Here is a 17,383-nt window from a genome sequence, read left to right as displayed (position 1 = left end):
TGGCGTTCACAAAACCCGTAGGAGCGAGGCTTGCCCGCGAAGAGGCCCCAAAGACCACCCCACAACTCACATCAATATTTTTTTGACCAAAAATGAAACCGGTTTCAGAGGTGTAGAACAATGAATAAACCACCCGTTTCCATCAGCCTTTCCAGCTACGGCGCCGACCTTGTTCGTGAACGCGGTCAGGGCTCGTTTATCGGCGTGTTGGCCGCCGCCGGTGCCACGCGCATCGAATGGCGCGAAGAGTTGCTGACCCTTGAAAACCCCACGCAACTGGCCGACGCCAGCCAAGCCCTGGGGCTCGAAAGCATCTATTCCTCACCGATGGAATTATGGTTGGCCGGGCAGTCGGCCCCCAATCCTGAACTGCTCCCGACCCTGAAGCGCGCCGAGGCATTCGGCGCCAAATGGTTGAAAGTCTCCCTGGGCTATTTCACCGACAACAACGATCTGCAAACACTGGCGCTGCAGTTGCAACAGAGCCCGGTGCAGCTGCTGGTGGAAAACGACCAGACCTTGCACGGCGGCCGAATCGAACCCTTCCAGCGTTTCTTCGCCGAAGTGGAGCAGCACAACCTGCCGATCAAAATGACCTTCGATATCGGCAACTGGCAATGGCAGGACCAGTCCGCCGCCAGTGCCGCGCGGTTGCTCGGCCGACACGTCGGTTACGTGCACTGCAAAGCGGTGGCGCGCCGGGCCGACGGCAAGTTGGTGGCGGTGCCACCGGCCGCCAGCGACCTGCATCTATGGGGGCAACTGCTGCGGCACATGCCCCAGGGCGTGATGCGCGCGGCGGAGTATCCACTGCAAGGCGATGACCTGGTGGAGTTGACCTCCGAGCATGTCGCCGTCCTCGCCCGCCTCGGTCAACCCCGCCAGGAGCCTGCTCATGTCTGAGATCGATATTCTGTCGTTCGGCGAAACCATGGCGATGTTCGTCGCTGAGCAGAACGGTGAACTGGCTGACGTCGACCACTTCCACAAGCGCATTGCCGGGGCCGACAGTAATGTCGCCATTGGCTTGTCGCGGTTGGGTTTTAACGTCGCCTGGCTGAGCCGGGTGGGTGCTGACTCTTTGGGTCGGTTCGTGATCGATACGCTGGAAAAACAAGGCCTGGATTGCAGCCATGTCGACATCGACCCGGCGCACCCCACCGGGTTTCAACTCAAGTCCCGCACTGACGATGGCAGCGATCCGGCTGTCGAGTATTTCCGCCGTGGCTCGGCCGCCAGTCATTTGTCCGTGCAATCCATTGCCCCGCAACTGCTCGAGGCTCGGCACTTGCACGCCACGGGCATTCCCCCGGCGCTGTCGGAAGCGGTCCGGGAAATGTCTTTCGAGCTGATGACCCGCATGCGTAATGCCGGGCGCAGCGTGTCGTTTGACCCCAACCTGCGCCCGAGTCTGTGGACCAGCGAGCAACAGATGATCCGCGAGATCAACCGTCTGGCCGCCCTCGCCCATTGGGTGCTGCCGGGTTTGAGCGAAGGGCGTTTGCTGACCAGTTTCGAAGACCCCGCCGACATCGCGGCGTTTTATCTCGACCAGGGCGCTGAAGCCGTAGCGATCAAGCTCGGGCCGGCCGGTGCGTATTACCGAACCCATCTGGATGAAGGTTTCGTTGCAGGCGTGCCGGTGGAAACGGTGGTCGATACGGTCGGTGCCGGTGACGGGTTTGCCGTCGGCCTGATCAGCGCCCTGCTGGAAAACCACAGCGTTGCCCAAGCGGTGCAGCGTGCCAACTGGATTGGTAGCCGCGCGGTGCAGAGCCGTGGGGATATGGAGGGGTTGCCCGACCGAGCCGAAATGGATGCTGAATTTGAGGCCGCCTTCGCGGGCAAGCCTCGCTCCTACAGGTCTTGCGCAATCCCGTAGGAGCGAGGCTTGCCCGCGAAGAGGCCATAACAGTCACCGCAAAAAACTGATTCAAAACCGTTACCTGCTGCGACAAAAACAACAAGCTCAGGAGCATCACTATGAAAACCGCAACACTGGCCACCCGCCGCTGGTGGTACATCATGCCGATCGTGTTCATCACCTACAGCCTGGCGTATCTGGACCGCGCCAACTATGGGTTCGCCGCCGCCTCCGGAATGGCGGCGGACCTGATGATTACCCCCGGGCTGTCGTCCCTGCTCGGCGCGCTGTTCTTCCTCGGCTATTTCTTCTTCCAGATTCCGGGCGCGATCTACGCCCAGAAGCACAGCGTCAAGAAGCTGATTTTCGTCAGCCTTATCCTCTGGGGTGGCCTGGCAACCTTGACCGGGATCGTCTCCAACGCCTACTGGCTGATCGTGATTCGCTTCATGCTCGGGGTGGTCGAAGCCGCGGTGATGCCGGCGATGCTGGTGTACCTGTGCCATTGGTTCACCCGCGCCGAACGCTCGCGCGCCAACACTTTCCTGATCCTCGGCAACCCGGTGACCATGCTCTGGATGTCGGTAGTGTCGGGCTACCTGATCGAGCATTTCAGCTGGCGCTGGATGTTCATCATCGAAGGCCTGCCGGCGGTGCTGTGGGCGTTTATCTGGTGGCGTCTGGCCGATGATCGTCCGGCTCAGGCCAAGTGGCTGAGCGACCAGGAAAAGCACGACCTGGAAAGCGCCCTGGCCGCCGAACAGGTCGGCATCAAAGCGGTGAAAAACTACGCCGAAGCCTTCCGCTCGCCAAAAGTGATCATCCTCGCCTTGCAGTTTTTCTGCTGGAGCATCGGCGTCTACGGTTTCGTGCTGTGGCTGCCGTCGATCCTCAAGGCTGGGGCGAAAATGGACATGATCGAAGCCGGTTGGCTGTCGGCGTTGCCCTACCTGGCCGCAGTGATCGCGATGCTGCTGGTGTCCTGGGGCTCGGACAAACTGCAAAAGCGCAAACGCTTCGTCTGGCCGCCGCTGCTGATCGCCTCGATTGCGTTCTATGGCTCCTATGCCTTGGGCGCGGAACACTTCTGGTGGTCCTACACGCTATTGGTGATTGCCGGCGCCTGCATGTACGCGCCGTACGGGCCGTTTTTCGCCATCGTCCCGGAAATCCTCCCAGCCAACGTTGCCGGCGGCGCCATGGCGTTGATCAACAGCATGGGCGCGCTCGGTTCGTTTGGCGGCTCTTATCTGGTCGGTTACCTGAACAGCTCCACCGGATCGCCCGGTGCCTCGTATTTGCTGATGAGCGGCGCGTTGCTGCTGTCGGTGGTGCTGACGATTTTCCTCAAGCCCGGCGCCAGTGACCGGGTCGCTGTGAGCCGGGCGGTGGCGGCTCATTCTTGATTTGATGTAGAGATGACGACGATGAAAAAGCAGGTTGTGCTGTACAAGAAACTCTCGCCGCTGCTGATGGCTCGCTTGCATGAGCACACCGAGGTGACGCTGATCGACAGCCTCGACGCCGAGGGCCTGGCGCAACTGCGCCGGGCCCTGCCCCGTGCCCAAGGGTTGCTCGGCGCCAGTCTCAAACTGGACGCCGGGTTACTGGATCTGGCCCCGAACCTGGAAGCCATTGCCAGCGTGTCCGTCGGCGTCGACAACTATGACATCGACTACCTGACCGAACGGCGGATTCTGCTCAGCAACACACCGGACGTGTTGACCGAAACCACCGCCGACACCGGTTTCGCGCTAATCCTGGCCACCGCGCGGCGGGTGGTGGAACTGGCGAACATGGTGCGTGCCGGCCAGTGGAACCGCAACATCGGCCCGGCGCATTTCGGCAGCGATGTGCACGGCAAGACGCTGGGTATCATTGGCATGGGGCGAATCGGCGAAGCGTTGGCGCAGCGCGGGCATTTCGGTTTTGGCATGCCGGTTCTGTATCACAGCCATTCACCGAAACCGGCGGTGGAGCAGCGATTCAACGCGCAATATTGCAGCCTGAGCGAATTGCTGCAGCAGGCCGATTTCGTTTGCCTGACGTTGCCGCTGACCGCTGAAACCGAAGGGTTGATCGGCGCCGAACAGTTCGCCCTGATGCGTCCCGACACGATTTTCATCAACATTTCCCGGGGTAAGGTGGTGAATGAGCCAGCGCTGATCGAGGCGTTGCAGCAGAAGCGGATTCGCGCGGCGGGGCTGGATGTGTTCGAGCGTGAGCCATTGGGACATGACTCGCCGTTGTTGCAGTTGAATAACGTGGTGGCGACGCCTCATATTGGGTCGGCGACGCATGAGACGCGGGAGGCGATGGCCCGGTGTGCGGTGGAGAATATGTTGGCGGCTTTGGCTGGGGAACGACCGGCTAATTTGGTGAATGGGCGGGCCTGGAAGGGTTAAGGGATTGATCGTTCCCACGCTCCGCGTGGGAATGCATCCCGTGACGCTCCGCGTCACATCCGAACCGGACGCAGAGCGTCCATGGCAGCATTCCCACGCGGAGCGTGGGAACGATCGGACTCAATCAGGCCCGCCGCACCTGCAGCAACTCCGCCGCACACGACGCAATCCGCTGACAGGCATCCGCCAGCCTCGCCTGATCCACCACCAGGCCAATGCGAATATGCCCCGCCGCGCTAGGCCCGAAGGCTTCGCCGGCCAGCACCGACACGCCATACACTTCAAGCAGTCGCTCGGCAAAATCTTGCGCGCCGAGCCCGGTCTGGCGCACATCGACCATCACGAACATCCCGCCATCGGGTTTGATCGGCTGGATACCCGGGCAACCGCTCAGCCTCGCGCACACCAGATCGCGACGCTGGCGATATTCCTCACGCATCAGCGCCACTTCCGGCAAATCTTTATCAAGCGCCACTTGCGCGGCTTTCTGGACGAAATCCGGAATCCCGAACAGCATGCACAGCGACAGATGCATCAAGTGTTCAGCCAATGCTTTGGGGCCGATCATCCAGCCCACCCGCCAGCCACTCATGGCATGGGATTTGGACAAACTGTTGAGGGTCGCCGTGCGCTCGGCCATACCCGGCAGACTGGCCGGGCTGATGTGCTCGCCCTCATACAACAGGTCGCTGTAGACCTCGTCGCTGATCAGCCAGAGGTCATGCCGCACGCACAGCGCCGACAGCGCCTGCCAGCTCTTCAACGACAGACTGGCACCGGAGGGGTTGTTCGGGCTGTTGAGCAGGATGACGCGGGTTTTCGGGGTGATCAGCGCCGCGACATCCGCCGGTTCAACCCGAAAGCCATTTTCCGGACGCACCGCCACCGGCACCACGCTGGCCCCGCAGGCGCCGAACACACCTTCATAGGTCACGTACATCGGTTCGGCAACGATCACTTCGTCGCCAGGGTCGAGCAGGCATTGGGCAACCGAATACACCGCGCACTGCGCACCGGGCAGCACGATCACATGGTCGGCATCCACCTCCTGACCGCTGCGCCGCTGATGCCGACTGGCGATGCTGCTGCGCAGTGTGCGGGTGCCGCGTACATCCGAGTAATGGGTGTCGCCGGCCAACAGGCTATCGATAGCGGCGTGGACGATCGGCAGCGGCGTGTCGAAGTCCGGGTCGCCGACCGACAGCAGCAGCACGTCGACGCCCTGCTCGCGCAATTCCAGCGCTCGATCATGAATCTTCCAGGCTGCCGCTCCGTCACCATCGATTCGTTGGGTCAAGGCTGAATAGCGCATGTACTTCTCCTAACGCGCGAGTTCCAGTTTCAACCCTATCTCAAATCACGAAACGCGCCACCATCGCGTTCAAATCAACCGCCAATCGCGACAATTCATGGGTGGCGGCGCTGGTCTGGTTAGCACCGGCGGCAGACTGGGTGGCCAAGTCGCGAATGTTCACCAGATTGCGGTCGACTTCACGGGACACCTGAGCCTGTTCTTCCGAGGCGCTGGCGATCACCAGGTTGCGCTCGTTGATCAGGTGAATCGATGAAGTGATCTGCTCCAGGGCGACACCCGCCGCACGGGCCATTTCCAGGGTGCTTTGGGTGCGCTGATTGCTTTGCTGCATCGACGAGACCGCTTCGCCGGTGCCGTTCTGGATACCGGCGACCATTTTCTCGATTTCCTGGGTCGACTGCGCAGTGCGATGGGCCAACGCCCGGACCTCGTCCGCCACCACCGCAAAGCCACGTCCGGCCTCACCGGCACGGGCCGCTTCAATCGCGGCGTTGAGGGCCAGCAGGTTGGTCTGCTCGGCAATGGCACGAATCACGTCCAGCACTTTGCCGATGTCACGGCCCTGAGCGGCCAGGCCCTCGATCATCAACGCCGTGTTCTGCACGTCATGGGTCATGGTCTGGATCGCGTCGACGGTTTCCACCACTCGATCACGACCTTCACGAGCGGCCTGAGTCGACTGGTTCGACGCTTCGGAGGTCGATACCGCATTGCGCGCCACTTCTTCCACGGCGGCGGTCATTTCGTTGACGGCGGTGGCGGCCTGTTCGATTTCGTTGTTTTGCTGTTGCAGGCCACGGGACGCTTCTTGCGTCACAGTGCTGAGCTCTTCAGCGGCGGCGCCCAGTTGCGTCGCGGAGCCGGCGATCTGTTCGATGGTTTTGCGCAGGTTGGTCTGCATGGCGGACAAGGCGCCAAGCAAACGCGCCGGTTCGTCGTTGCCGTCGACTTCGATGACCTTGCTCAGGTTGCCGCCGGCAATGGTTTCGGCCGCGAGCACCGCACGGTTCAGCGGTGTGAGGATGCTGCGGGTCAACAGCCAGGCCAGCAGCACGGTCAGCAACGAAGCCATCACCGCCACCGTCACGATGCCGATAAAGGCTTCGCTGTAGTGCTCGCCCGCCTTGGCCGACGCGGCTTTGGCATCGGCGGCGTTGAGCGCTACCAGTTTGTTCAGCTGCTCGCCCATCTGATCGGTGCCCTCCTTGATCCGCGTGTTGATCAGGGCACGCATCTCATCCAGTTTGTTCTGTCGCGACAGCTCCAGCATTTGGCTCTGGGCCTGCATGTAGTTGTCGAGGGTTGTCGCGAAAGTTTTGTACAGCGCGGCTTCTTCAGGGCTGGCCGGCAAAGCGGCATAACTGGCTTGGGCGCTGCGCACCTTGTCGACGAGCACGCCGATGCGGGTCTGGGCTTCCTGCAACGCCGCCGGATCACGGTTGACCAGTACGCGGAAGGAGAGAATCCGCAGCCGCAGGACGTTTTCTGTCACGTTACCCAGAAACCCGATACTGGGTAACTGTGTCATTTCCATATCGACAGAGGCTTGGCGAATGATCGACATGCGGTTCACGGCAAACACACCCAGCACAATGACCAGCAAGGCTATGAAGGCGAAACCCAGGAAAGCTCGAGGCGCGATTTTCAGATTACGCAGTGACATAGGATGATCTCGGTAATTGAGGCGGCGAGCATCCTTGCGGGGATCACTGTTCGGGTGGGCGATGGCGCGCACCTTTCAGTTTGGCGCCACTGTTGTAATTGGTTTGTGTGCGCCTGTTAGCTGTATCGGCCGGGGTTGAGGTTTTTTGCAGGGGTTGGAGAAATATTTTTCGAGGGCGGCAGGAGTGTTTCAGCGGTGAAACAGATGCTGCGCGGAGATCGGCTTTGCGCAATAGCTTTTGTGGCGAGGGAGCTTGCTCCCGCTGGGCTGCGTAGCGGCCCCAGAGAATTTACGGCTGCTGCGCAACCGAACGGGAGCAAGCTCCCTCGCCACAGGGATTTTTTCTACTGGGGATTGAGTCAGGCCTTACGGGCCGCCACCCGCCACACCCGCGCAATATCACGGGCGCGCTCGCGCAACAAACGCGGCGCCTCGGCGCAGGCCTGCTCCAGTGTCATCGGGCCGCTTGCCAACGCAAAGGCGGCATCGATGCCATGCTCGTACAGCGCCTGATACCCCTCGCCCAAGGTGCCGGCGATGACGATGACCGGCACGCCGTGCTGGCGTGCGATGCGCGCCACGCCAAACGGGGTTTTGCCGCGCAGGGTCTGGGCATCGAAACGACCTTCGCCCGTGATCACCAGATCGGCGCCCTTGACCGCCTCGGCCAGCCCGACCAGTTCAGCGACCACTTCCACCCCGGCCTGAAATTGCGCACCGAGAAACGCCTTGGCAGCAAACCCCAGGCCGCCCGCCGCGCCGCTGCCCGGTTCGTCGCGCACGTCTTTGTCCAGGGCTTGCGCGCAGAGTTCGGCAAAGCGCCCCAGGGCCTGGTCCAGTTGCTCGACTTGTTCGGGCGATGCACCTTTCTGCGGGCCGAAAATCGCTGAGGCGCCATGAGGGCCGCACAGCGGGTTATTGACGTCGGCGGCGATGTCGAAGCGCACCTTGGCCAGACGCGGATCGATCTCACTCAGATCGAGGCGGGCCAATTGCGCCAAGGCCAGACCACCCGGCACCAGGATTTGGTCCCGAGCGTCCAGCAGTTTCACCCCCAAAGCCTGCATCGCCCCGGCGCCGCCGTCGTTGGTGGCGCTGCCGCCAATCGCCAGGATCACCCGTTGTGCACCGGCATCCAGTGCAGCGCGGATCAACTCACCGGTGCCGTAGGTGCTGCTGGTGCAGGCATCGCGCAGGTTCGGCGCAACCAGTTGCAGGCCACTGGCTTCGGCCATTTCGATGATCGCGGTGTGGCTCTGTGGCAACCAGCCCCACGCGGCCTCGACCGTGGCACCCAGCGGCCCGCGAACATGGGTACGGCACAGTTCGCCGTCGCAGGCGGCCAGAATCGATTCGACCGTGCCTTCCCCGCCATCAGCCATCGGGCACTTGATCAAGTGTGCATCCGGCCAGACGTCCGCCAACCCCAGCGCAATGGCCTCGGCCACACCTTGGGCACTCAGGCTGTCCTTGAATGAATCGGGGGCAATGACGATTTTCATGCGAATTCTCCAGTTCCGATGCGTCCATGCTGCCAGCCGCCATCAACAATAACGCCGGTCCGCTGCACAAGCGGTCAAGAGGATTATTGTTCATTCTCACAAAACCCTCAGCACACACCTCTCGGCAGCTGCTACGGTGCTACGGGATTGCGGTTGGGAGTTCGGTTTGGGGCAGGAGCTGAACGCCAAGGTACAGCGCGAGCATTCCATCCAGCTTCAGCGGGTCGACGCCGCTGAGTTCGGCAATCCTTTCCATGCGGTAACGCAGACTGTTGCGATGAATACCCAACGCCTCGGCGCAGGCCTGGCTCTGGCCGTCGTGTTCGCACCAACTGCGCAGGGTCGCCAACAGTTGGCCGTTGCCATCCTTGGCGATGACTTTGCGCAGCGGCCGCAGCAGTTCATCCAGCGCATCATCGTTGCGGTGCCGCCAGAGCATCACCGGCAACCGATAACGATTCAGCGTCAGCAGGCGCGAATGCGGCAACACATCGCGTCCATAGGCCAGCAAATCACCGACTCGACGATAGCAACGGCGCAGCCCCGACAATCCATCGGCCTGCCCACCCACGGCAATGCGCAAAATGTTCCAGCCGAGACCATCGAGCTTTTCCAGCAACCGATCGTTCTCGATCGCAGGCGTCGCCGGTCGGCACCACAGCAACGAAGACTTGGCCGAGCTTACGCACCAACTGTCCGGATAACGTGACATCAGCCAGGCGCTGAGCGCTTCGACGGTCTGGCCCGGGCCGTGTTCCATGCCCAATTCGAACAGGTACGGCACCCGCGTCAACTGCGGTTTGAGTCCCAGTTGCTGCGCTTCGTCCAGCAACCGCGGCGAATCCCCCGCCTCGCTGAGTAGCAGCGCCAGCAGGTCGTCGCAACGCTGGCGCCGCCATTGCTGCTCGGCCTGCTGATTGCGCTGGCCCACCAGCATCTCGGCGGTCATTCGCACCAGTTCGGCGTAAGTGCGCAATTGCTCGGGTTCGCCGGTGATGCCCAGCACCCCAATCAAACGCTGATCGAGCAACAGCGGCAGGTTGATCCCCGGTTGTACGCCTTTGAGGTGAATCGCCGTTTGCGCGTCGATCTCCACCACGCGCCCGTTGGCCAGCACCAGTTGCGCGCCTTCGTGGCGGGTGTTGATACGCTCCGGCTCGCCGCTGCCGAGAATCAGCCCCTGACTGTCCATGACGTTGACGTTGTACGGCAGGATGGCCATCGCCCGGTCGACGATGTCCTGGGCCAGGTCGTGATCGAGTTCGAACATAGCGCGATTCCTTGAAAACGTGATGGAACGGGTTGTTCACCCGCACAGGCCTTGGTTGCAAACCCTGTGCTCAAGCACAAAGACAATCACCCAAGGGGTGGCCGAGACTCACCGGGCGACCAACGTTACCCTTGCGCCGCAAAAAATCATAATAAAGAGAGAGCCCGCCATGTCACAGAGCGCCACAGCTACCCTGGCCAACGCTGACGACAAAAATGCCGTCTACAAACGCATTACCCTGCGTTTGATCCCCTTCATTTTCATCTGCTACCTGTTCAACTACCTCGACCGGGTGAACGTGGGGTTTGCCAAACTGCAGATGCTCGACGCACTGAAATTCAGCGAAACCGTGTATGGCCTCGGTGCCGGGATCTTCTTCATCGGCTATGTACTCTGCGGCGTACCGAGCAACCTGGCCCTGACCAAATTCGGCCCGCGACGCTGGATCGCGCTGATGATGATCACTTGGGGCACGCTCTCGACCTGCCTGTTGTTCGTCACCACCCCGACCGAGTTCTACACGTTGCGCCTGTTTACCGGTGCCGCCGAAGCCGGGTTCTTCCCGGGCGTGGTGCTTTACCTCTCGCAATGGTTCCCGACGTTCCGTCGTGGCCGCATCATGGCGCTGTTCATGTCGGCGATCCCGGTGTCCGGCCTGCTCGGCAGCCCGTTTTCCGGCTGGATCCTCAACCACTTCGGCGCAGGCCAGGCTGGTTTGGCCGGCTGGCAGTGGATGTTCCTGCTGCAAGGCATTCCGACCGTTATTCTCGGCGCCCTCGCCTACTTCCTGCTCAGCGACAGTTACGCCAACGCCAAGTGGCTGACCCCTTACGAGCGTTCGGTGCTTGAGGCCGATCACGCGCAAGACCTGGCCAGCAAACCGAAAACCGCCACTGATTCCCTGTTGGCGGTGTTCAAGAACCCGGCGATCTGGGCCTTCGGCCTGATTTATTTCTGCATTCAGAGCGGCGTCTACGCGATCAACTTCTGGTTGCCGTCGATCATCAAGAACCTCGGTTTCAGCGATAACCTGGTGATTGGTTGGCTCAGTGCGATTCCGTACCTGCTGGCGGCGGTGTTCATGTTGATGGTCGGTCGCTCGGCGGACCTGCGCAAAGAACGTCGCTGGCACTTGGTGGTGCCGATGCTGATGGGCGCGGTGGGCTTGCTGATCGCGGTGAACTTCGCCACCCACCCGGCCATCGCCATCCTCGGCCTGACCCTCGCCACCATGGGCGCCCTCACCGGCCTGCCAATGTTCTGGCCTGTGCCGACTGCCATGCTTAGCGCGGGGGCGGCCGCCGGTGGGTTGGCGTTGATCAACTCCATGGGGCAGATGGCGGGTTTCCTTAGCCCGTACCTGGTGGGTTGGGTCAAGGACAGCACCGGGTCGACCGATGCGGCGCTGTATCTGCTGGCGGGTGTGATTGTGTGTGGGAGTTTGCTGGCGCTGCGCATGACGCGCACGTTGCGGGGTAAGGTTTAACGCTCACGCGCATGCACAGATACTTTTGTGGCGAGGGGGCTTGCCCCCGTTCGGCTGCGAAGCAGTCGTAAACCCGTCACATGCGGTTTAAATCTGAAATACCGGGGCCGCTTCGCGCCCCAACGGGGGCAAGCCCCCTCGCCACAGGTAGTCAGGCCTGATAATTCCGATTGCTCCCAGTCACGGTTCTGGTATTTGATTAGGGCTTTCTGACCGGTAAAAGGATTTCGTCATGAGCTATCGCACGCTGGGTCATTCGGGTTTACAGGTGTCGACCCTCACATTGGGCACCATGATGTTCGGCGAACAGACCAGCACCGAAGATTCCCTGCGGATCATCGACAAGGCTTGGGACCAGGGCATCAATTTCATCGACACCGCGGACGTCTACACCAACGGCCGCTCCGAAGAGATCGTCGGTGAAGCGATTGCCAGCAACCGCCACGAATGGGTGCTGGCGACCAAAGTCGGTTTCGGCCCGGTGGATGGCGTGCCGAACCGCAGTGGCCTGAGCCGCAAGCATCTGTTCAACGGCATCGACGCCAGCCTGACGCGGTTGGGCACCGATTATCTGGACATCTATTACCTGCACCGCGAAGACCACAACACGCCGTTGGAGGTCACGGTGTCGGCCATTGGCGATTTGATCCGCCAGGGCAAGATCCGCTATTGGGGCCTGTCGAACTACCGTGGCTGGCGCATCGCTGAAGTGATTCGTGTGGCTGACAAACTCGGTGTCGATAGACCGGTCATCAGCCAGCCGCTGTACAACATCGTCAATCGTCAGGCGGAAACCGAGCAGATCACTGCTGCACAAAACTATGGCCTCGGTGTGGTGCCCTACAGTCCGCTAGCGCGTGGTGTGCTCAGCGGCAAGTACGCCCCCGACGTGACACCGGATGCCAACAGCCGTGCGGGCCGTCAGGACAAACGAATTCTGGAAACCGAATGGCGGGTCGAGTCCCTGCGCATTGCCCAGCAGATCCAGGAATACACTCAGGGCCGTGGCGTGGGCATCGTCGAGTTTGCGATTGCCTGGGTGCTAAACAATCGCGCCATCACCTCAGCCATCGTCGGCCCGCGTACCGAAGAACAGTGGGACGCGTACACCAAGGCGCAGGCGGTGAAGATCACAGCGGAAGATGAAGCCTTTATCGATTCGCTGGTGACACCGGGGCACGCGTCGACGCCGGGGTTCAATGACGTGAGCCATTTTGTGCCGGGGCGTAAACCGCATACGGCTTGAGATTTATCGCAGGCAAGCCAGCTCCCACAGGGTTTTGTGTTGATCACAAGATCTGTTGGCGATCACGGTCATTGTGGGAGTGGGCTTGCTCACGAAGACGGTTTCACATTCAGCATTGATGTTGGCCGGTTAGGCCGCTTTCGCGAGCAAGCCCGCTCCCATAGGGTTCTGCGTCGACCGCAAATATTGTGTATGACCCTGCTCCCACAGGTTGAGTGTCGATCTGCTGACTATGCTTTGGTTGAGGATCAGCCAGGATGTTGTAAATATTGATCACTCGCCCAATATTCAGCACAAAAACCACGTATCCTGCGCGCCCCGTTTGACCTTCAACCCGCGAGGACAGTTTGTCTAAAGGTATCGCTTTATCGGTCACAGCCTCGGTGCTGTTTGCCGTCATGTATTACTACACTTCGTTGCTCTCCCCCTTGAGCGGCGTAGAGATTTTCGGTTGGCGGATGCTGCTGACCGCGCCGTGCATGACAGTGTTCATGGTGGTGTCCGGCGAATGGAAACGCGTGGTCGAGATTGTGCGACGGCTGGTCAGCAAGCCGAAATTGCTTGTCGGACTGATCGGCTCTGCAGTGCTGCTGGGCCTGCAGCTCTGGTTGTTCATGTGGGCGCCGCTCAACGGCTATAGCCTCGACGTGTCGCTGGGGTATTTCCTGTTGCCGCTGTCCATGGTCCTGACCGGACGAATCGCCTATGGCGAGCGTCTTTCCTATCTGCAGAAAATAGCCGTGTTCTTCGCCAGCCTCGGCGTGCTCAACGAGTTGTATCAGGTCGGCGGTTTTTCCTGGGCGACCTTGCTGGTGGTGGTCGGTTATCCGATTTATTTCATCGTGCGCAAGCGCCTGGCCACCGACAACCTCGGCGGGCTCTGGCTGGACATGGCGTTGATGCTGCCGGTGGCGTTCTGGTTCGTGCAGGGCGGCGAACAAGGTTTCGGCGTGTTTGATCAACATCCGTGGCTGTCGCTGTTGATCCCGATACTCGGGGTGATCAGTGCTTCGGCGCTGGTGGTCTACATCATTGCCAGTCGGCTGCTGCCGTTCAGCCTGTTCGGGTTGTTGAGTTACGTCGAGCCGGTGCTACTGCTCGGCGTTGCGTTGCTGCTGGGGGAAAGTATCAAGGCCGGTGAATGGCTGACCTATATTCCGATCTGGTTGGCGGTGGTGGTGTTGGTGTTTGAAGGGTTCAAGCACCTTGTCCGGCAACGGCGCCGGCCGATGTAATGGTAGGAGCGAGGCTTGCCCGCGAAGCTTTTAGCGTCTTCAAGGTCCCCTTCGCGGGCAAGCCTCGCTCCTACAATGGTTTTTGCATGATCCAAAAATGGTTTTGCATGATCCAAAAAAAGCCCGGCGAGCATTGCTGCTGACCGGGCTTTTTCACGCCTGAACCGGGTTAATCGGTGGAGAGCACACCCCGACGAACCTGATCACGTTCGATGGATTCGAACAGCGCCTTGAAGTTGCCTTCACCGAAACCATCGTCGCCTTTACGCTGGATGAATTCGAAGAACACCGGGCCCATCAGGGTTTCCGAGAATATCTGCAACAGCAGACGCTTGTCGCCCGACTCGGACGAACCGTCCAGCAAAATGCCCCGCGCTTGCAATTCGTTGACCGGCTCGCCGTGGTTCGGCAGACGGCCTTCGAGCATTTCGTAGTAGGTGTCCGGCGGCGGCGTCATGAAGCGCATGCCGATACTTTTCAGGTGATCCCAGGTCTTGATCAGGTCATCGCTGAGGAAGGCCACGTGCTGGATGCCCTCACCGTTGAACTGCATCAGGAACTCTTCGATCTGCCCGGCGCCCTTGGACGACTCTTCGTTCAGCGGGATGCGGATCATGCCGTCCGGCGCCGTCATGGCTTTGGAGGTCAGGCCGGTGTATTCGCCTTTGATGTCGAAATAGCGGATTTCACGGAAGTTGAACAGTTTCTCGTAGAAGTTGGCCCAGTAAGCCATGCGACCGCGATACACGTTGTGGGTCAGGTGATCGATGATCTTCAGGCCGGCCCCGACCGGATTGCGGTCCACGCCTTCGATGAACACGAAGTCGATGTCGTAGATCGAGCTGCCTTCACCGAAACGGTCGATCAGGTACAGCGGCGCGCCGCCAATGCCTTTGATCGCCGGCAGGTGCAGCTCCATCGGACCGGTTTCGATGTGGATCGGCTGGGCGCCGAGTTCCAGGGCACGCTTGTAGGCCTTTTGCGAATCCTTGACCCGGAACGCCATGCCGCACACCGACGGACCGTGCTCGGCCGCGAAGTACGACGCCACGCTGTTGGGTTCGTTGTTGAGGATCAGGTTGATCGCGCCCTGGCGATACAGGTGCACGTCTTTGGAACGGTGGGTCGCAACCTTGGTGAAGCCCATGATCTGGAAGATCGGCTCCAGGGTGTTAGGTGTCGGCGATGCGAACTCGATGAACTCAAAGCCCAACAGGCCCATTGGGTTTTCGTATAAATCTGCCATTTTTGCGCCTCATCATTTCTTATCAATTAACGGATCGTTAGTTGCTAGCAATGCTGAGACCGGCGGGCGGCGCGCAGGAGATGCCCCGCACGCTGCGGGCGAGGAAGTCACCGTAGATCAATTGAAACCCAAAACTCTTCATTGTCGACCCAAGGCTCTTGCGGGCGAGGCTTCTGCTGCCAGAAGACGATTATTCTTATATGCGTAAACCGATTCTACACAGCGTAAATCAGTTTGTCCGCCTTCTTATAAAATCCCCCTTTTTGTAGCGTGCGCAAGCGGTTTGTTGCACAGAAAAATCCCCGCCAGGATCAGCCCGCCGCCCAGGCACATCACCAGTGTCAATTGCTCACCCAGCAACAATGCGCCAAACAGAACGGCAGTCAGCGGGTTCAAGGCGATAAACACACCCGAACGCGTTGCACCGATTTTGCGGATACCGTCGTAATAACCAATATAGGCCAATGCCGAACCCAGCACGCCCAGGTACATCAGGCTCAACCATTGTTGCGTACCAAGTTCGGCCAGCGCCGCGACACTCAGCTCACCACGCACGGCGCTAGTCACCCAGAGCATCAGCGTGCCCAGCAGAATCGAGTACGTGACTGTCTGCACCGGCCCCAGCGTTTGATTCAGGCCTTTGGAGAACAGCGAATAAATGCCCCACCCGAGTACGCAACCGAAGATCAACAGATCGCCAATCCAAGCATCGGCGTTGCCGGCCAGTAACTGCGGATTGCGACTGACAATCACCAGACTGGCTCCGGCTATGCAGATCGCAATACCGGCCACTTTCGCCCGGCTCAGTCGTTCCTTGAACAGCAGCCACGACGCCAGGCCGATCACGGCCGGATTCAAGGCCACGATCAAGGACGCCCGTGAGGCGTTGATGTAGTGCAGCCCGTAAAAGAAGCACAGGTTGTAGAAAAAAATTCCGAAGAATCCCAGTAACGCCAATTGCAGCCATTGCCGAGGGCTGGGACGCACCAAAGGCACACGCGCCAGCAATAAAAACAGCAGCAACGCCACGCTCGCCAGCAAGAACCGCAGGCTCGCGGCCAACAACGGACTGAGGCTGTCGGCCAGAAATCGCCCGGCGACGAATGTCCCGCCCCAAATCATGGTGACGGCGGCAAGCTTCAGATAAACCGGTACATCCGAAGAATTCGCCAGGGTCTGTTCACACGCAGTCATAAGTCTCCACCATCAGAAATCAGGCACATGGCGTATCATTCGTCTAATGCCCGATCATCGTAAAATGAGTAAATACTCATGACCCTGACGCAACTCGAGATTTTCTCGCTGGTGGCCGAACTGCGCGGCTTCACGGCGGCGGCACATCGTTTGGAGATTTCCCAATCCGCGGTGTCCCACGCGCTCAAGTCCCTGGAACAGGAACTGGGCGTAGAACTGCTGCGCCGGCATCAGTCCCAGGTCGAGCTGAGTGACATCGGCCAGCAGCTATTGCTGCGCGCTCGGGCGATGCTCGGGCTGGCCAACACGTTGCGCCAGGAAGCGGCCGATGCTCGCGGGATGAAACGCGGCACCCTGCGCATCGGCTCGTTCGGCCCGACCTCATCGATCAAATTGCTACCGAGGATCCTGCAGTTCTACCGCGCCGCACACCCGGGCATTGAGGTTCACATCGACGAAGGGCCGGATCGCCAGGTGATCCAGTGGCTGGAAGAACGGCGTATCGATATCGGCTTCGTGGTGTTGCCCCAGGAGCGTTTCGACACTTTCAGGCTGATCGAGGACCAGATGGTCGCGCTGCTGCCGGCCGACCATGCGCTGGCCGGTCGCGACAGTTTGAGCTTGAGCGATTTATGCCACGACCCGTTTGTACTGACCGAAGCCGGCTCTTCGGAACTGGTGTCGCGCCTATTTAATGCCGCGCGGTTGACACCGAACATAAGATATCGCTGCTCGCAGTTGCTCAGCACGCTGGACACCGTAGGCCGTGGCGATGCCCTGACCGTTGTAGCCGAAGGCTCATTGCCTGACGACAACGACAGCCGCTACGTGAAAAAACCGCTGTCGCCACCGATCAGTCGCCAGGTCGGGCTGGCGGTGCTCGATCAGCGTCAGTCATCACCTGCGACGCTGGCCTTTATCAAACTGGCCTCAAGTTTGAATGATCGTTGAGCAGCA

14 protein-coding genes are annotated in these 17,383 nt (G+C 60.4%); 8 read left to right on the top strand and 6 right to left on the bottom strand.

The genetic code is table 11. The features are described 5' to 3' along the window. Window positions 1-120 precede the first annotated feature (120 nt). The 4 genes from PMI18_RS16255 (at window position 121) to PMI18_RS16270 (ending at window position 4,269) form a co-directional block, all read left to right on the top strand. Window positions 121-903, top strand: coding sequence for a sugar phosphate isomerase/epimerase family protein (locus PMI18_RS16255; RefSeq protein WP_007900095.1), 783 nt, complete (start codon window positions 121-123; stop codon window positions 901-903). Next, entirely contained in the window at window positions 896-1,882 is a 987-nt protein-coding gene (locus tag PMI18_RS16260; RefSeq protein ID WP_007900093.1) for a sugar kinase, read from the top strand. Before PMI18_RS16255 ends, PMI18_RS16260 begins: the two co-directional genes overlap by 8 nt. A gap of 101 nt (window positions 1,883-1,983) precedes the next feature. After that, window positions 1,984-3,270 (top strand): MFS transporter, encoded by a 1,287-nt coding sequence (locus PMI18_RS16265; RefSeq protein WP_007900090.1) that lies wholly within the window; start codon window positions 1,984-1,986, stop codon window positions 3,268-3,270. 21 nt (window positions 3,271-3,291) lie between these two features. Beyond that, on the top strand, window positions 3,292-4,269 hold the full coding sequence (locus tag PMI18_RS16270) for a bifunctional glyoxylate/hydroxypyruvate reductase B (RefSeq protein WP_007900088.1): 978 nt from the start codon (window positions 3,292-3,294) through the stop codon (window positions 4,267-4,269). Window positions 4,270-4,393: 124 nt separating this feature from the next. Here the strand turns inward: PMI18_RS16270 and PMI18_RS16275 are convergent, their stop codons facing one another. The 4 genes from PMI18_RS16275 to PMI18_RS16290 form a co-directional block, all read right to left on the bottom strand. Continuing rightward, window positions 4,394-5,581 (bottom strand): pyridoxal phosphate-dependent aminotransferase, encoded by a 1,188-nt coding sequence (locus tag PMI18_RS16275; protein ID WP_007900086.1) that lies wholly within the window; start codon window positions 5,579-5,581, stop codon window positions 4,394-4,396. Between the two features lie 40 nt (window positions 5,582-5,621). Beyond that, window positions 5,622-7,247: a methyl-accepting chemotaxis protein gene (locus tag PMI18_RS16280; protein WP_007900084.1), complete on the bottom strand. Its 1,626-nt coding sequence runs from the start codon at window positions 7,245-7,247 to the stop codon at window positions 5,622-5,624. Between the two features lie 359 nt (window positions 7,248-7,606). Then, the gene (locus tag PMI18_RS16285) at window positions 7,607-8,749 is read right to left on the bottom strand and encodes a glycerate kinase (RefSeq protein ID WP_007900081.1); all 1,143 of its coding nucleotides are present in this window, start codon (window positions 8,747-8,749) and stop codon (window positions 7,607-7,609) included. A 139-nt stretch (window positions 8,750-8,888) separates the two neighbouring features. Continuing rightward, on the bottom strand, window positions 8,889-10,019 hold the full coding sequence (locus PMI18_RS16290; RefSeq protein ID WP_007900077.1) for a sugar diacid recognition domain-containing protein: 1,131 nt from the start codon (window positions 10,017-10,019) through the stop codon (window positions 8,889-8,891). Window positions 10,020-10,188: 169 nt separating this feature from the next. Between PMI18_RS16290 and PMI18_RS16295 the strand changes: the two genes are divergently transcribed. From PMI18_RS16295 to rarD, 3 genes are all read left to right on the top strand, one after another. Next, the gene (locus PMI18_RS16295; protein WP_007900074.1) at window positions 10,189-11,505 is read left to right on the top strand and encodes an MFS transporter; all 1,317 of its coding nucleotides are present in this window, start codon (window positions 10,189-10,191) and stop codon (window positions 11,503-11,505) included. A 232-nt stretch (window positions 11,506-11,737) separates the two neighbouring features. Then, window positions 11,738-12,751 carry an aldo/keto reductase gene (locus PMI18_RS16300; RefSeq protein ID WP_007900071.1) on the top strand — a complete coding sequence of 338 codons (1,014 nt, stop codon included), beginning with the start codon at window positions 11,738-11,740 and terminating at the stop codon, window positions 12,749-12,751. 347 nt (window positions 12,752-13,098) lie between these two features. Beyond that, window positions 13,099-13,986 carry an EamA family transporter RarD gene (gene rarD / locus PMI18_RS16305; RefSeq protein WP_007900067.1) on the top strand — a complete coding sequence of 296 codons (888 nt, stop codon included), beginning with the start codon at window positions 13,099-13,101 and terminating at the stop codon, window positions 13,984-13,986. 169 nt (window positions 13,987-14,155) lie between these two features. Here the strand turns inward: rarD and hppD are convergent, their stop codons facing one another. Both hppD and PMI18_RS16315 read right to left on the bottom strand, forming a co-directional pair. Continuing rightward, the gene (gene hppD / locus PMI18_RS16310) at window positions 14,156-15,232 is read right to left on the bottom strand and encodes a 4-hydroxyphenylpyruvate dioxygenase (protein ID WP_007900065.1); all 1,077 of its coding nucleotides are present in this window, start codon (window positions 15,230-15,232) and stop codon (window positions 14,156-14,158) included. Window positions 15,233-15,478: 246 nt separating this feature from the next. Continuing rightward, window positions 15,479-16,426 (bottom strand): DMT family transporter, encoded by a 948-nt coding sequence (locus PMI18_RS16315; RefSeq protein WP_007900059.1) that lies wholly within the window; start codon window positions 16,424-16,426, stop codon window positions 15,479-15,481. A 78-nt stretch (window positions 16,427-16,504) separates the two neighbouring features. Here PMI18_RS16315 and PMI18_RS16320 point away from each other — a divergent pair, with 78 nt between their 5' ends. After that, window positions 16,505-17,377, top strand: coding sequence for a LysR family transcriptional regulator (locus tag PMI18_RS16320; protein ID WP_007900056.1), 873 nt, complete (start codon window positions 16,505-16,507; stop codon window positions 17,375-17,377). The last annotated feature ends 6 nt before the right edge of the window (window positions 17,378-17,383 follow it).

This window comes from Pseudomonas sp. GM102 (genome assembly GCF_000282555.1).
Lineage (GTDB): Bacteria > Pseudomonadota > Gammaproteobacteria > Pseudomonadales > Pseudomonadaceae > Aquipseudomonas.
Note: the sequence above shows the minus strand (reverse complement) of the source record. Positions and strands in the feature narration are given on the sequence as shown.

Coding starts and splice junctions, on each gene's coding strand:
- PMI18_RS16255 (WP_007900095.1), top strand. CDS start 121: ATGAATAAACCACCCGTTTCCATCAGCCTTTCCAGCTACGGCGCCGAC.
- PMI18_RS16260 (WP_007900093.1), top strand. CDS start 896: ATGTCTGAGATCGATATTCTGTCGTTCGGCGAAACCATGGCGATGTTC.
- PMI18_RS16265 (WP_007900090.1), top strand. CDS start 1,984: ATGAAAACCGCAACACTGGCCACCCGCCGCTGGTGGTACATCATGCCG.
- PMI18_RS16270 (WP_007900088.1), top strand. CDS start 3,292: ATGAAAAAGCAGGTTGTGCTGTACAAGAAACTCTCGCCGCTGCTGATG.
- PMI18_RS16275 (WP_007900086.1), bottom strand. CDS start 5,581: ATGCGCTATTCAGCCTTGACCCAACGAATCGATGGTGACGGAGCGGCA.
- PMI18_RS16280 (WP_007900084.1), bottom strand. CDS start 7,247: ATGTCACTGCGTAATCTGAAAATCGCGCCTCGAGCTTTCCTGGGTTTC.
- PMI18_RS16285 (WP_007900081.1), bottom strand. CDS start 8,749: ATGAAAATCGTCATTGCCCCCGATTCATTCAAGGACAGCCTGAGTGCC.
- PMI18_RS16290 (WP_007900077.1), bottom strand. CDS start 10,019: ATGTTCGAACTCGATCACGACCTGGCCCAGGACATCGTCGACCGGGCG.
- PMI18_RS16295 (WP_007900074.1), top strand. CDS start 10,189: ATGTCACAGAGCGCCACAGCTACCCTGGCCAACGCTGACGACAAAAAT.
- PMI18_RS16300 (WP_007900071.1), top strand. CDS start 11,738: ATGAGCTATCGCACGCTGGGTCATTCGGGTTTACAGGTGTCGACCCTC.
- hppD (WP_007900065.1), bottom strand. CDS start 15,232: ATGGCAGATTTATACGAAAACCCAATGGGCCTGTTGGGCTTTGAGTTC.
- PMI18_RS16315 (WP_007900059.1), bottom strand. CDS start 16,426: ATGACTGCGTGTGAACAGACCCTGGCGAATTCTTCGGATGTACCGGTT.
- PMI18_RS16320 (WP_007900056.1), top strand. CDS start 16,505: ATGACCCTGACGCAACTCGAGATTTTCTCGCTGGTGGCCGAACTGCGC.